Annotated in this window: 14 protein-coding genes; 5 read left to right on the top strand and 9 right to left on the bottom strand. The window is 61.9% G+C overall.

Going from position 1 to position 14,483, the window contains the following annotated elements:
• Positions 1 to 14: 14 nt before the first annotated feature.
• The 8 genes from PNAP_RS09230 to PNAP_RS09195 form a co-directional block, all read right to left on the bottom strand.
• Positions 15 to 200: a hypothetical protein gene (locus PNAP_RS09230; protein ID WP_332261698.1), complete on the bottom strand. Its 186-nt coding sequence runs from the start codon at positions 198 to 200 to the stop codon at positions 15 to 17.
• 26 nt (positions 201 to 226) lie between these two features.
• Positions 227 to 1,402, bottom strand: coding sequence for an acetyl-CoA C-acyltransferase (locus tag PNAP_RS09225; protein WP_011801234.1), 1,176 nt, complete (start codon positions 1,400 to 1,402; stop codon positions 227 to 229).
• 42 nt (positions 1,403 to 1,444) lie between these two features.
• A complete protein-coding gene (locus PNAP_RS09220; RefSeq protein WP_011801233.1) occupies positions 1,445 to 3,544 on the bottom strand; it encodes a 3-hydroxyacyl-CoA dehydrogenase NAD-binding domain-containing protein in 2,100 nt (699 codons plus the stop codon).
• Positions 3,545 to 3,755: 211 nt separating this feature from the next.
• Positions 3,756 to 4,451, bottom strand: a complete 696-nt coding sequence (locus tag PNAP_RS09215; protein ID WP_011801232.1) for an ABC transporter ATP-binding protein — start codon at positions 4,449 to 4,451, stop codon at positions 3,756 to 3,758.
• A 1-nt stretch (position 4,452) separates the two neighbouring features.
• The gene (locus PNAP_RS09210) at positions 4,453 to 5,253 is read right to left on the bottom strand and encodes an ABC transporter ATP-binding protein (RefSeq protein ID WP_011801231.1); all 801 of its coding nucleotides are present in this window, start codon (positions 5,251 to 5,253) and stop codon (positions 4,453 to 4,455) included.
• On the bottom strand, positions 5,250 to 6,554 hold the full coding sequence (locus PNAP_RS09205) for a branched-chain amino acid ABC transporter permease (protein WP_011801230.1): 1,305 nt from the start codon (positions 6,552 to 6,554) through the stop codon (positions 5,250 to 5,252). The genes PNAP_RS09210 and PNAP_RS09205 overlap by 4 nt, the downstream gene beginning before the upstream one ends.
• A gap of 5 nt (positions 6,555 to 6,559) precedes the next feature.
• A complete protein-coding gene (locus tag PNAP_RS09200; RefSeq protein WP_011801229.1) occupies positions 6,560 to 7,513 on the bottom strand; it encodes a branched-chain amino acid ABC transporter permease in 954 nt (317 codons plus the stop codon).
• A 76-nt stretch (positions 7,514 to 7,589) separates the two neighbouring features.
• Positions 7,590 to 9,215, bottom strand: coding sequence for a 3-(methylthio)propionyl-CoA ligase (locus tag PNAP_RS09195; protein WP_011801228.1), 1,626 nt, complete (start codon positions 9,213 to 9,215; stop codon positions 7,590 to 7,592).
• 194 nt (positions 9,216 to 9,409) lie between these two features.
• Here PNAP_RS09195 and PNAP_RS09190 point away from each other — a divergent pair, with 194 nt between their 5' ends.
• From PNAP_RS09190 to PNAP_RS09180, 3 genes are all read left to right on the top strand, one after another.
• Entirely contained in the window at positions 9,410 to 10,903 is a 1,494-nt protein-coding gene (locus PNAP_RS09190; RefSeq protein ID WP_011801227.1) for a protein adenylyltransferase SelO, read from the top strand.
• Positions 10,904 to 10,936: 33 nt separating this feature from the next.
• On the top strand, positions 10,937 to 11,347 hold the full coding sequence (gene msrB, locus PNAP_RS09185) for a peptide-methionine (R)-S-oxide reductase MsrB (protein ID WP_011801226.1): 411 nt from the start codon (positions 10,937 to 10,939) through the stop codon (positions 11,345 to 11,347).
• 72 nt (positions 11,348 to 11,419) lie between these two features.
• Positions 11,420 to 12,046 (top strand): septation protein A, encoded by a 627-nt coding sequence (locus PNAP_RS09180; protein ID WP_011801225.1) that lies wholly within the window; start codon positions 11,420 to 11,422, stop codon positions 12,044 to 12,046.
• A 12-nt stretch (positions 12,047 to 12,058) separates the two neighbouring features.
• On the opposite strand, the gene PNAP_RS09175 is transcribed toward PNAP_RS09180, so the two are convergent.
• Positions 12,059 to 13,165 (bottom strand): RNA-guided endonuclease InsQ/TnpB family protein, encoded by a 1,107-nt coding sequence (locus PNAP_RS09175; protein WP_011801224.1) that lies wholly within the window; start codon positions 13,163 to 13,165, stop codon positions 12,059 to 12,061.
• Between the two features lie 113 nt (positions 13,166 to 13,278).
• Between PNAP_RS09175 and PNAP_RS09170 the strand changes: the two genes are divergently transcribed.
• Together PNAP_RS09170 and PNAP_RS09165 are read left to right on the top strand one after the other, a co-directional pair.
• Positions 13,279 to 13,578 (top strand): BolA family protein, encoded by a 300-nt coding sequence (locus tag PNAP_RS09170; RefSeq protein WP_011801223.1) that lies wholly within the window; start codon positions 13,279 to 13,281, stop codon positions 13,576 to 13,578.
• A 91-nt stretch (positions 13,579 to 13,669) separates the two neighbouring features.
• A complete protein-coding gene (locus PNAP_RS09165; RefSeq protein WP_041376638.1) occupies positions 13,670 to 14,455 on the top strand; it encodes a peptidylprolyl isomerase in 786 nt (261 codons plus the stop codon).
• Positions 14,456 to 14,483 lie beyond the last annotated feature (28 nt).

The following is a 14,483-nucleotide window of genomic DNA, read 5'->3' as shown; positions in this document are numbered from 1 at the left end:
TCCTTTTAATTTGTTCAGGGTTCGGTGTTGATTCGCGAGCGGACATAGATCAGGGCCAAGCCCACGGCCGCCGCCAGCCCGCCGCCCGCCATCAGCGACCAGCCGGTGTCGTCGTCCATCGGCGCAACCCACAGGCCCAGAATCAACGCCAGCAGGCCACCATAAATCAAAATCCAGATGACCGCTTCCAGGCGCGCCACAAATTTGCTCGAAACCGTTCGCGGCCTCACAACACCTCGAACACGCCCGCAGCGCCCATGCCGCCGCCTATGCACATCGTCACGCAAACGCGCCTGGCGCCGCGCCGCTTGCCTTCGATCAGCGCGTGGCCGGTCAGGCGCTGGCCGGTGACGCCGTAGGGGTGGCCGACGGCAATCGCGCCGCCATTGACGTTGAGCCGGTCCATGGGAATGCCCAGCTTGTCGGCGCAGTACAGCACCTGCACGGCAAACGCTTCGTTGAGTTCCCACAGGTCGATGTCACTGACGCTCAGGCCCAGCTTGGCGAGCACCTTGGGAATGGCAAACACCGGGCCGATGCCCATTTCATCGGGCTCGCAGCCGGCCACGGCAAAACCCAGGAAGCGTCCCAGCGGCTTGAGGCCTTTGCGCTCTGCGACTTTTTCGTCCATCACCACGACCGCGCCGCCGCCGTCCGAAAACTGGCTGGCATTGCCGGCCGAGATCAGGCCGCCCGGAATCGCCGAGCGCAGGCCGCTGATGCCTTCCTTCGTCGTTCCGGCGCGAATGCCCTCGTCCTGGCTGACCGTGACCTGTTTGGTCATCAAGCCCATCACCGGATCGGCGACGCCCATGGTGACGGTGATCGGTGCGATCTCGGCCTCGAACAGGCCGGCAGCCAGCGCGGCGGTGGCTTTTTGCTGGCTGGCCGCGCCGTAGTCGTCCATGCGTTCTCGGCTGATTTCGTAGCGCTTGGCGACCTGCTCGGCGGTTTGCAGCATGTTCCAGTAAATCTCGGGCTTGTTCTTGGCGAGCCAGTCCTCGCGCAGCATGTGGGTGTTCATCTCCTGCTGCACGCAGGAAATGCTTTCGACGCCGCCGGCGACGTAGATATCGGCTTCGCCGGCAATGATGCGCTGCGACGCCAGCGCAATCGCCTGCAGGCCGGACGAGCAAAAGCGGTTCACGGTCATGCCCGAGACGCTGACCGGGCAACCGGCGCGCAGGGCGATCTGCCGCGCGATGTTGGCGCCGGTCGCGCCTTCGGGCGTGGCGCAGCCGATGATGACGTCATCGACTTCGGCGGCGTCGATGCCGGCTCTGGCCATGGCGTGCTGCACGGCATGGCCGCCCAGGGTGGCGCCGTGCGTCATGTTGAAGGCGCCCTTCCAGCTCTTGGCCAGAGGGGTGCGGGCGGTGGAAACGATTACAGCTGAGGTCATGAAAATCTCCGAATTAGGGGGGCTTGACGGGGTGGGCGCTGGTCAGTTAAAGGTCTTGCCTTCGGCGGCGAGCCGTGCCAGCAGCGGCGCGGGCTTCCAGAAACCGGCGTCGTCGAGCGGATTTTTCGCAAAGCGCTTCATCGCCTGCACCACGTTGAAGAGGCCGACCTGGTCGGCGTACAGCATCGGGCCGCCCCGGTAAATCGGGAAACCGTAGCCCATCAAATACACCATGTCGATGTCGCTGGCCTTGGACGCAATGCCCTCTTCCAGGATGTGCGCGCCCTCGTTGACCAGCGAATACACCAGCCGCTGGACGATTTCCTCGTCCGAAATCTTGCGCGGCGTGATGCCCAGTGAAGCTCGGTGCTCCTCGATCATCTTGACGACTTCCTGGTTCGGAATCGCGTCGCGCTTGCCGGCCACGTAGTCGTACCAGCCGGCGCCGGTCTTTTGCCCGAAGCGACCCTTCTCGCACAGCAAATCGGCGGTCTTGCTGTATTTCATGTCCGGCTTTTCCTGGTAGCGGCGCTTGCGGATGGCCCAGCCGATGTCGTTGCCGGCCAGGTCGCCCATGCGGAACGGTCCCATGGCAAAACCGAATTTCTCGATGGCCTTGTCCACCTGTTCGGGCGTGCAGCCCTCGTCGAGCAAAAAACCGCCCTGGCGGCCGTACTGCTCGATCATGCGGTTGCCTATGAAGCCGTCGCACACGCCGGACACCACGGCGGTCTTGCGGATTTTCTTGGCGATCGCCATGACCGTGGCCAGCACGTCCTTGCCGGTTTTCTCGCCGCGCACGACTTCGAGCAGCTTCATGATGTTGGCCGGGCTGAAGAAATGCAGGCCCACGACATCCTCGGGGCGCTGGGTGAACGAGGCGATCTGGTTCAGATCGAGCGTCGAGGTGTTGGATGCCAGGATCGCGCCGGGCTTCATAACACGGTCGAGTTCCCTGAAGACGGCTTGCTTCACGCCCATGTCCTCGAACACGGCTTCGATCACCAGATCGGCATCTTTGAGGTCGCCGTAGCTCAGCGTGGTGCTGAGCAGTCCCATGCGCTGCTCGTATTTGTCCTGCTTCAGCTTGCCCTTCTTGACCTGCGACTCGTAGTTCTTGCGAATCGTGGCGATGCCGCGCTCCAGCGCCTCGGGCTTCATCTCCAGCATCTTGACCGGGATGCCGGCGTTCAGGAAGTTCATCGCAATGCCGCCGCCCATGGTGCCGGCGCCAATCACGGCAACCGAATTGATCTCGCGTTTCGGCGTGTCTGCCGGCAAATCGGGGATTTTTGAGGCAGCGCGTTCGGCCATGAAAATGTGCCGCAGCGCGCGGCTTTCAGGCGTAAACATCAGGTTGGTGAAAAACTCGCGCTCCAGCCGCATGCCTTCGTCAAACTTCTGCTTCGTCGCCGCCTCCACCGCATCGACGCACTTGAGCGGCGCCGGGAAATTCTTCGCCATGCCCTTGACCATGTTGCGGGCAAACTGGAAATAGGCATCGCCGTTGCGGTGCTTGCACGGCAGACTGCGCACCAGCGGCAAGGGGCGCGTGTCGGCAATCGCCTGCGCAAAGGCAAACGCCTCGTCAGCCAGCGTTTCCACGGAAGACGCCATCCGGTCAAACAGCTTCTGGCCGGGGATTTGCGCCAGCATGTCGCTCTTGACCGACTCGCCGCTGACGATCATGTTCAGCGCTGGCTCCACGCCCAAGGCGCGCGGCAGGCGCTGGGTGCCGCCCGCGCCCGGCAGCAGGCCGAGCTTGACTTCGGGCAGGGCGATGCTGCAACCGGGCGCGGCGATGCGGTAATGGCAGCCCAGCGCCAGTTCCAGCCCGCCGCCCATGCAGACCGAATGAATCGCGGCCACCACCGGCTTGGACGAGTTTTCAATCGCCAGGATGACGCTGAGCAGGTTGGGTTCCTGCACCGCCTTGGGCGAGCCGAATTCGTTGATGTCGGCGCCGCCCGAAAACGCCTTGCCGGCGCCGGTGATGACGATGGACTTGACGGCGTCGTCGTCGTTGGCCTTTTGCAGGTTGTCGGTCAGCGACACGCGGGTGGCGTAACCCAGGCCATTGACCGGCGGATTGCTCAGGGTGATCAGCGCCACCGAGCCGTGGACTTCGTAGAGGGTTGTCATTGCGATTGTCTTTCCTGGGTTGAAATGTCAGTGGTGAAGCATCGGGCGGCAATCAGCACCGTGGCAGGCGCAGGTAACCACCGGAAAAAATAGTACGACCGTTCTTTTTACCATTGTAGGGAGGGTTCATGACGGCACAAAGCTTGCTCACCCCGGGTTTACCCGGGTTTTGCGGCGGGTTTGTCCCGGCGGTGACAACAGCGCCAGCCTTTTACACTTCCAGCCATTCCTTTCGGATGCCGGCATCGGCCCGCAGGCTGCCCGGCGTGCCGTCGAACACGATGCGGCCGTGGCCCATGACCAGTGCCCGGTCGGAAATCGCCATGGCAATCGTCAGTTTCTGCTCGATCAGCAGCACCGAAACGCTGCGGGCCTTGAGCGTTTGCAGGTACTGCCCGACCAGCTCGACAATCTTGGGCGCCAGGCCTTCGGTCGGCTCGTCGATGATGATCAGGTCCGGGTCGCCCATCAGGGTTCGGCACAGCGTGAGCATCTGCTGCTCGCCACCCGACAGCACGCCGGCTTCGGTGTGCTGGCGCTCGCGCAGACTCGGAAACAGGCGGTACATGTCGTCGAAAGACCAGCGCGAGCCCTTGCCCGAGCCCTTTTGGCCGAGCAGCAGGTTCTGGCGCACGGTCAGCGTGGGAAAAATGTCGCGGTTTTCAGGCACGTAACCCAGGCCGAGATGCGCAATCTGGTAGGCCTTCTTGCCGACGATTTCCGCGTTTTTCCAGAGGATGGAGCCCCGGCACTCGACCAGCCCCGTGATGGCCTTGGCCGTGGTCGAGCGGCCCGAGCCGTTGCGGCCCAGCAGGGCGACGATTTCGCCGGGCCGGACTTCAAACGAGACGCCGTGCAGGACGTGGCTTTTGCCGTAATAGGCGTGAAGGTTGATGAGTTTCAGCATGTCAGTGCCCCTGCCCCTGCCCTTGCGCATCCGCCACCGATGAGCCCAGATAGGCTTCCTGCACGCGCGGGTTGGCGCGCACCGCTTCGGGAACGTCGCAGGCAATCACTTCCCCATAGACGACGACGGCAATCCTGTCGGCCAGGCCGAACACCACGCCCATGTCATGCTCGACCGTCAGCAGGGTCTTGCCCACCGTGACTTCCCTGATCAGGCTGATGAAGCGGCTGGTTTCGGAGCGGCTCATGCCCGCCGTCGGCTCGTCCAGCAAAATCACGCTGGCGCCGCCCGCCATCGTGATGCCGATTTCCAGCGCGCGCTGCTCGGCGTAGGTCAGGTGGGTGGCGAGCACATCGCGCTTCCTGTCGAGCTTGATCATGGCCATCAGTTCATCGGCCCGCGCATTGGCGTCATGCAGATTGGCCAGGAACTTCAAAAAGGTGTATTTGTAGCCCAGGCTCCACAGCACGCCGCAGCGCAGGTTCTCGAACACGCTGAGCTTGGGAAAGATGTTGGTGATCTGGAAACTGCGCGACAGGCCAAGCCGGTTGATCTCGAACGGCTTCTTGCCGTTGATGCGCTCGCCGTTGAGAAAAATGTCGCCGCTGCTGGGCTCGAAGCGGCCGCTGATCAGGTTGAACAGCGTCGATTTGCCCGCGCCGTTCGGCCCGATGAGGGCGACCCGCTCGCCGGGGCTGACGGCCAGGCTGGCGCCACGAATGATTTCGGTCTTGCCGAAGCTTTTTCGAAGGTTTTTAAGCTCCAGCGCATAGCGGGCGCGGGGTGCATTGTCAATTTTCATAGCAATTCCCGGCGCTTGATCTCGGTTTCGATTTCATCCTCGATTTCGTCTTGTATACGGCTCCATTGCACAACGAACCTGCGGCGCGCCAGTTCGAACAGCCCCAGGCCGGTCAGGAAAACCAGTCCGGCGCTCAGCCATGTAGCGGACTGGATGGCGTTGAGCGTCAATCCCATGAACTTCAGTTCAGGCCCGACTGCGGCGTTGAGTTGCAGGTGGTAAATCATCTCTACCATGGCGGCAGCGCCCATCAGCGCGGCAAAGGCGGTCACGGCCAGCGCCAGATAGCCCAGCCACAAGGTCTTGAGCTTGCCGAACGAAGCCACGCGCAGGTTCATCACGATCAGGCTGGCAATGCCGCCGGGCGCATGCATCACCATGAACAAAAACATCAGCCCGACATACAGCAGCCAGGCCATCGACAGCTCCGACAGCCAGACCAGCGCCAGCACCATCAGGACAGCGCCCAGGATGGGGCCAAAAAAGAAGGTCGCGCCGCCCAGGAAGGTGAACAGCAGCAGGCTGCCCGAGCGCACGCTGCCGACCACTTCGGCCGTCACGATTTCCGAATTGATCGCCGCGAGTCCGCCGCCGATGCCGGCAAAAAAGCCGGCGATGATGAAGGCGTGGTAGCGCACGCACCTGGGGTTGTAGCCGATGAACTCGACGCGCTCGGGGTTGTCGCGCACGGCGTTCAACATGCGGCCCAGCGGCGTGCGGGTGAAGGCAAACATGGCGGCGGTGCAAAAGAAGCAGTACACCGCGATCAGGTAATACACCTGGATCTGCGGGCCGAAGGTGATGCCCCACAGCGGCTTGCCATAGGCGCGGTTGGTGGTGATGCCAGCTTCGCCGCCAAAGAATTCCGGGAACATCAGCGACATCGCAAACACCAGTTCGCCCATGCCCAGCGTGATCATGGCAAAGGTGGTGCCAGCCTTTTTGGTGCTCACATAGCCCAGCAAGGCGGCAAAGAACAGCCCCGACAGGCCGCCGACCAGCGGGATCAGACTCAGCGGAATGTAAAAGCGGCCGCTTGCCGCCAGGTTCATCGCATGAATCGCCAGGAAAGACCCGAGCCCCGAATACACCGCATGGCCGAAACTGAGCATGCCGCCCTGCCCCAGCAGGATGTTGTAGCTCAGGCAGATGATGACCAGGTAACCGGCCTGCGACAGCAGGGTCAGCGACAGGCTGCTCTTGAACAGCAGCGGCGCGGCCACCAGCAGCAACGCATACAGCGTCCAGACGACCCAGCGGCCGGTGTTGAAGGGTTTGACGGCCTGAAAAGTGCTTGCCATGCGCCTTAACCTTCCCGCGTGCCCAGAAGGCCTCGGGGCCGGAAGATCAGCATCAGCACCAGGAGCAAAAATGGCAGGATGGGCGCGACCTGCGAAATGGTCAGCTTGAGCAGCGGATAGCCGAAGGTGTCGGGCGTCACCACGACGCTGAAGCGACCCAGGAGCGTCATCAGCGACTGGTCCATGGCGACCGCGAAGGTCTGGATCAGCCCGATCAGAATCGACGCCAGAAAAGCCCCGCTGAGCGAGCCCAGGCCGCCGACCACGACCACCACGAAGATGATCGCGCCGACCGAGCCGGCCATGGCGGGCTCGGTGATGAAGGTGTTGCCGCCGACCACGCCGGCCAGCCCCGCCAGCGCCGCGCCGCCGCCGAACACCAGCATGAAGATGCGCGGCACGTTGTGGCCCAGCGCCTGCGCCATTTCCGGGTGCGTCAGCGCCGCCTGGATCACCAGCCCGATACGCGTGCGCGTGAGCAGCAGCCAGATGCCGGCCAGCATGACCAGCGAGATGGCCATGATGAAGGCGCGCGATTTGGGAAAGTGGATGCCGAACACGGTGAACAGCGGCCCCTGCAATTCACCGGGCAAGGCGTAATTGACCGCCGCGCGGCCCCAGATGAGTTGGACGACCTCCAGCAGCAGGTAGGACAGGCCAAACGTCACCAGCAATTCGGGCACATGGCCGAATTGATGGACCCGGCGCAAGCAAAAGCGCTCGAAGGCCGCGCCCAGCGCAAACACCACCAGCGGCGCGGCCAGCAGCGACCACCAGAAACCCATCACCTGCGACAGGCTGTAGGCCACATAGGCGCCCACCATGTAGAAGGAAGCATGCGCGAAGTTGAGCACGCCCATCATGCTGAAGATCAGCGTCAGCCCCGCGCTGAGCATGAACAGCAGCAGCCCGTAGCTCAGCCCGTTGAGCAGGGAAATGGTGAAGAACTCCAGAGTCATGGTCGCGTCGAATGCCTGAGGTGAAAAATAAAAAAGGCCCGAGGGTGGTCGGGCCTTGCATCATGACGCCAACGGCTCAGCTCTGCGGCAGCTTGTAGTCTTTCAGCATCTCGCGCAGCCGGGTCTTGAGCATCTTGCCGGTCGCGCCCATGGGGATGGCATCGACAAACACCACGTCATCGGGAATCTGCCATTTGGCGGTCTTGCCCTCGTAGAACTTCAGCAGCTCTTCGCGGCTGACGTCCATGCCCGGTTTTTTCACCACCGCGATGATGGGCCGCTCGTCCCACTTCGGATGCGCCACGCCGATGCAGGCGGCCATGAGGATGGCCGGATGGGCGACGGCGATGTTTTCAATGTCAATCGAGCTGATCCATTCGCCGCCCGACTTGATGACATCCTTGCTGCGGTCGGTGATCTGCATGTAGCCGTCGGCGTCAATCGTGGCCACGTCGCCGGTCGGAAACCAGCCATCGACCAGCGGGTCGCTATCGCCTTTGTAGTATTCGCGGATGATCCACGGCCCCTTGACCATCAGGTCACCATAGGTCTTGCCGTCCCAGGGCAGTTCCTTGCCGGCGCCATCGACGATTTTCATATCGACGCCGTAAATGGCGCGGCCCTGCTTGAGGCGGATTTTCATCTTCTCGTCTTCGGTCAGGCTGTCATGCTTGTTCTTCAGCGTGCACAGCGTTCCCAGCGGGCTCATTTCGGTCATGCCCCAGGCGTGCAGTACTTCCACGCCGTAGTCGTCGCTGAAGGCCTGAATCATGAAGGGCGGGCAGGCCGCGCCGCCAATCACGGTGCGGCGCAGCGTTGAAAAGCGCAAACCAGCCGATTTCACATGCGTCAGCAGCATTTGCCAGATCGTCGGCACGCCAGCGGCATAGGTAACTTTTTCAGCCTCGATCAGCTCATACACCGACTTGCCGTCGAGCGCCGGGCCGGGAAACACCAGCTTGGCGCCGGTCAGCGGCCCCGAATACGGAATGCCCCAGGCGTTGACATGGAACATCGGCACCACCGGCAGGACCGCATCGCGCGCCGAGATGCCCATCACGTCGGGCAGCGCCGCCGCGTAGGCGTGCAGCGTGCTGGAGCGATGGCTGTAGAGCGCGGCCTTCGGGTGGCCGGTGGTGCCGCTGGTGTAGCACATGCTCGACGCGGTGTTTTCATCGAAGACGGGCCAGTCGTAGGTGTCCGGCTGCGCGCTTATCCAGCCTTCGTAGCTCTGCAGGTTGGGAATGCCTGAATCCACCGGCAGCTTGTCCGCATCGCACAGCGCGATGTAGTGTTTGATGGTCGGGCATTTGCCGTGGAAGGCCTGCACCAGCGGCAAAAAACTCAGCTCGAAGCACAGCACCTGGTCTTCGGCATGGTTGGCGATCCAGGCGATCTGCTCAGGGTGCAGGCGTGGGTTCAGCGTGTGCAGCACGCGGCCCGAGCCGCTGACGCCGTAGTACAGCTCAAAATGCCGGTAGCCGTTCCACGCCAGCGTGGCCACGCGGTCGCTGAAGTTCAGCCCCAGCCCATCCAGCGCATGGGCGACCTGGCGCGAACGCCGGGCAGCCTCCTTGTAGGTGTAGCGATGGATGTCGCCCTCGACCCGGCGCGAGACGATTTGCGCATCGCCATGGTGGCGCGCGGCAAATTCGATCAGTGATGAAATCAGCAAGGGCTGGTTCTGCATTAAACCTAACATCGTCTGCGTCCTTTTCCGCCCGGTTGGGCATGCCATGTAAACCGAATGAGTTGTGGAGGAATAGTACAGGCCGCATTTCCGGGCCTGCCCCGGGAAACTCCGTAGCCGTGCCACCTTGGCGACACCTTGCAACGCAATACACAAACCTTATCCCTGGCTGCACACGGCTGCTTGCCCCATAGCACAATAAAGCCATGAGCACTGCCTTCGACACCCCAACAAGCGCCAACCCCCATCCTGCCGCGCCTGACCTGAAATGGGTCAACAGCTTTGCCGGACTGGGTGCGGATTTCTACACCGAACTGGCGCCCAGCCCCCTGCCGTCGCCGTACTGGGTCGGGCGCAACCGCGCGCTGGCGCGCGAACTGGGGCTGCACGACCAATGGCTGGAGTCGGCCGAGACGCTGGCCGCCCTGACCGGCAACCAGCCGCTTGCAGGCTCGCGCCCGCTGGCCAGCGTCTATGCCGGACACCAGTTCGGCGTCTGGGCCGGGCAACTGGGCGACGGCCGGGCGATCCTGCTCGGGGAACTCGAAACGCCCAGGGGTCCGCAGGAAATCCAGCTCAAGGGCGCGGGCAAGACGCCCTACTCCCGCATGGGCGATGGCCGGGCCGTGCTGCGCAGTTCGATCCGGGAATTTTTGTGCTCCGAAGCCATGCACGGCCTGGGCATTGCAACCACGCGCGCGCTGTGCGTGACCGGCTCCGACGCAGCGGTGCGGCGCGAGGAAATAGAAACGGCGGCCGTCGTGACCCGCACGGCGCCGAGCTTTATCCGCTTCGGCCATTTCGAGCATTTCAGCTACCGCAACAAGCCGGCGCAGCTCAAGGCGCTGGCCGATTACGTCATAGCCCGCTTTTATCCCGACTGCCGTGAGGCCAGGCAGCCGTATGCGGCGCTGCTCCAGGCGGTCAGCGAACGCACCGCGCACATGATGGCGGCCTGGCAGGCGGTCGGCTTTTGCCATGGCGTGATGAACACCGACAACATGAGCATCCTGGGGCTGACGATTGACTACGGCCCGTTCCAGTTCCTCGATGCGTTCGATCCCGGCCACATCTGCAACCACTCGGACGACCACGGCCGCTATGCCTACAACAAGCAGCCCAACATGGCGTACTGGAACCTGTTCTGCCTCGGCCAGGCCTTGCTGCCCTTGATCGAGAACCAGGAAGACGCGCTGGCCGCGCTGGAGTCGTACAAAACCGTGTTCCCGCAGGCGCTGCAGGCCCGGATGCGCGCCAAGCTGGGGCTGCCCGATGAGCATGAAAGCGACGGCCAGCTGATCGAAAGCACCTTCCGGCTGCTGGCCAGCAACAAGGTCGATTACACGATTTTCTGGCGCCGGCTGTGCGGCTTTACCGCGCAAAGCGGCCACGAGCCGGTGCGCGACCTGTTTTTCGACCTGGAATCCTTCAACGCCTGGGCGCTACAATATTCAGAGCGGCTTGCGCCCGTGGATATTGCGCAAAAGGCCGATTTGATGCTTAAAAGCAATCCAAAATACGTGCTGCGCAACCACCTGGGCGAAGAAGCCATCCAGGCGGCGAAACTAAAAGACTTTTCGCAGGTCGATACCCTGCTGACGCTGCTGCAGGCACCCTTTGACGAGCATCCCGGACAAGACAGCTTTGCCGGCTTCCCGCCCGACTGGGCATCATCGATTGCCATCAGTTGCAGCTCGTAAACCCTTTTACAAACAAACCCGGATAAAAACATCATGAGCGCCAAGATCCAGAAAACCGATGCCGAATGGAAAGCCCTGCTGACTGAAAAAGGCGCGGAACCCGTGGCCTTCAACGTCACCCGCCACGCCGCCACCGAGCGTCCGTTCACCGGCAAATACGAGGACAACTATGCTGAAGGCACTTACCGTTGCATCTGTTGCGATGCCGAGCTGTTCGACTCGTCCACCAAATTCGACGCCGGCTGCGGCTGGCCGAGTTTTTCACAGGAAGTGAAGGAAGGCGCGATTGAAGAGCATGTGGACAAGGCCCACGGCATGACGCGCACCGAAACCGTTTGCGCGAATTGCGGCGCCCATCTGGGCCATGTTTTTCCCGATGGACCCACGCCAACGGGGCTGCGTTATTGCATGAATTCTGCTTCTCTCGATTTCAAGCCACGCTGAACGCGAGCCCGCCAATTTGCCTGCACGCCGACCCGTTGATTCCAGCCGGCAGGCGCAAGCCATAATTACCCCATGAAAATTCTGTTCGATTTCCTGCCGATTGCGCTTTTCTTCGGCATGTTCAAGTACGCCGAAGGCCACAAGGACTGGGCGGCCGGCCTAGCCACCGACTGGCTGGGCTTCATGGTCTCGGGCGGCGTGGTCGGCCCGGCCGAAGCCCCCGTGCTGCTGGCCACGGTGGTTGTCATCGTCGCCACGCTGGCGCAGATTTTGTGGCTCAAGGCGCGCGGCCGCAAGGTCGATACCATGCTCTGGGTCAGCCTCGCGCTGGTCACTGCGCTGGGCAGTGCCACGATTTACTTTCACAGCGAAAGCTTCATCAAGTGGAAGCCGACGGTGCTGTACTGGGTGATGGGCGCTTCGCTGCTGGTGGGCGAGCTGGTGTTCAAGAAAAACGGCATCAAGTCGCTCATGGGCGCGCAAATGAGCCTGCCCGATGCGGTCTGGCGCAAGGTCAATTTCAGCTGGGTGGCTTTCTTTGCGGCCATGGGTTGCCTCAACCTGTGGGTGGCCTTCAACTTTCCCACCAGCACCTGGGTCAACTTCAAGCTGTTCGGCGGCATGGGCCTGATGCTGGTGTTTGTCCTGGCGCAGGCATTTTTCCTCAACAAGCACATCAAGCCGGACACCACCTCGTAAACGATCCCCGCCCTAAAGGAGGGGGCTTTCCACTGCACCTGGGACATACAGATGCGCGAACATAGGCTTGTTTACGGTAGCCCTGCTGGCTATGTTGCCAGCGGCGTTATGGTCTGCGTGATCACCGTGTCCGCAGGCCACACACAAAAACTTCGACTGGCTTTTCCGGTTCTGTCTGGCGATGTGTCCGCACGCGAAGCACTGCTGGCTCGTGTATCTGGGATCGACAGACTCACACAGGACGCCGGCTTGCCTGGCTTTGTATTCAACAAAGCCGCGCAACTGCGCGAAGGACCAGTTATGCAATCGTTTTCTCTGCTCTTTGTGGGCCTTGGCCCGTGCCCGGATGTGCGTCAGGTCTTCCAGCGCAATACCAAGCCCGGAGCGTTCAGCAGTAGCAACGATGCTTTTGGAAATGCAATGATTTTCGTGCTTGTGGAATCTCCGTTGTTTTCCGCTCATTTTGCGCAGGCAGCGCTTGGCCGCTTTCGTGCCAACGCTTTGCAATGTAGTCCGGCGTTTGGCGTAACGCGCCCGGTACGCCTCGACGGCCGCCCCGGAGTGCTGCTTGCCCAGACTGTCGGTGGCGATGTTGACGATGCCGAAGTCCACACCCAGCATGCCGCCCGGCGTGAGCAATGCAGGATCGTCGAAGTCGCAGACAGCGGCCAGATACCACTGGCCGCGCACCAGCATCAGGTCAACCTCGCCCTTGCGGTACACCAGCATCTTGCGCTGATGGTCGCCGCAAACGTAGCCTACTTTGGTGCGACCAGACAGCACCCACAGCGACACGATGTCGTCCGGCTTGAACGACAAGATGCGGTCATCGTAGGGCTGGGCCGCATGTTTGCGAAAAACACGCAGCGTTTTCTGGTCAATCTTGTAGGCGTCGGCGACCTTTGCGATGCACCGGACAGTTGCCTGAGCCGACAGTCCAAAGCGTTCACGCACCTGAGCGTAGAACGACTTGTGCATGTCATACTGGCGAGTTGTCTTCGTGGCGAACGCCTGCTCGGACAGCCAGTTGCAAGCCTCATTGCATCGCTCAAGCGTGGCGCGCAACGCCTCCGCCTGCTCCGGCGTCGGGGTGAGTTTAATGTTCGCCACGAGTTTCATTTTTCAAGTATGGAGGTGTTATCTATGTTTGGTCAAGTGTTGAAAAAGCAGTCCTTCGAGCTGCACGCCATCCCTCCCCGGCCTGAAGGCCGAGGTTTCTCGCTAGGTATCCGATGAACAACCCATCAAGCAGCAACACAGCCCTGCCGGTGCGCGTCAAAGAGATCGAGCAGCAGCTCCAGGAACGGCTTGCCCCGACCCGGCTCGAAGTGCTGGACGAAAGCGCCGCGCATGCGGGCCACTCCGGCGCCAACGCGCAGGGCATGGGTTCGCACTTTCGCGTTCGCATTGCCAGCCCGGCGTTTGACGGCAAGAGCCGCGTCGCCTGCCACCGGCTTGTGTATGATGCAATGCAAAATTTCATCGATCAGGGTCTGCATGCCCTGGCCATTGAGATCATCAAGCCAGTGTGAAGCGCCTGGTCTTTCACAAGAAGGTCCGGCTTGCAGCTGGCAACCATCAAACCCCTCACAAGCACCATTCCCAAGGATTTTCACTTTGATCATGAAAAAACAATTTTTACTGGCCACCGCCATGGCCAGCCTGCTGGCCCTGGGCGCCCAGGGCGCCATTGCCCAGAACGTCGCCATCGTCAACGGCAAGGCCGTGCCCAAGACCCGCCTCGACGCGCTGGCCCAGCAGGTCGCCAAGGCCGGCCGCCCGGTCACGCCTGAAATGGAAGGCCAGTTGCGCGAGGAAGTCATCGCCCGCGAAGTGTTCATGCAGGAAGCCGAAAAACAGGGCATCGCCGCCAGTGACGACTTCAAGGCGCAGATGGAACTGGCCCGCCAGACCCTGATGATCCGCGAGTTGTTTGCCAGCTACCAAAAGAAAAACCCGGTGACCGATGCCGACCTGAAGGCCGAATACGACAAGTTCGCGGCAGCCAGCGGCGGCAAGGAATACAAGGCGCGCCACATCCTGGTTGAAAAAGAGTCCGAGGCCACAGCCATCATTGCCAGCCTGAAAAAGGGCGGCAAGTTCGAGGACATCGCCAAGAAGCAATCCAAGGACCCTGGATCAGGCGCCAAGGGCGGCGACCTGGACTGGGCCAACCCGTCGAGCTACGTGCCTGAATTCACCGAAGCCCTGCTCAAGCTGAACAAGGGCCAGATGACCGACACCCCGGTCAAGTCGCAGTTCGGCTACCACGTCATCCGCGTGGACGACATCCGCAGCGCCAAGCTGCCGGCCTTTGAAGAAGTCAAGCCGCAAATCGCCCAGCAGATGCAGCAGCAAAAGCTCGCCGCCTTCCAGGAAGAGTTGCGCAAAAAAGCCAAGGTCGAATAAGCAAACCATTGCTTCCAGCAAAAAACGC

Source organism: Polaromonas naphthalenivorans CJ2 (assembly GCF_000015505.1).
Classification (GTDB): domain Bacteria; phylum Pseudomonadota; class Gammaproteobacteria; order Burkholderiales; family Burkholderiaceae_C; genus Polaromonas; species Polaromonas naphthalenivorans.
The sequence above is the reverse complement of the archived record's forward strand: the minus strand, read 5'-3'. Positions and strand labels throughout refer to the sequence as shown.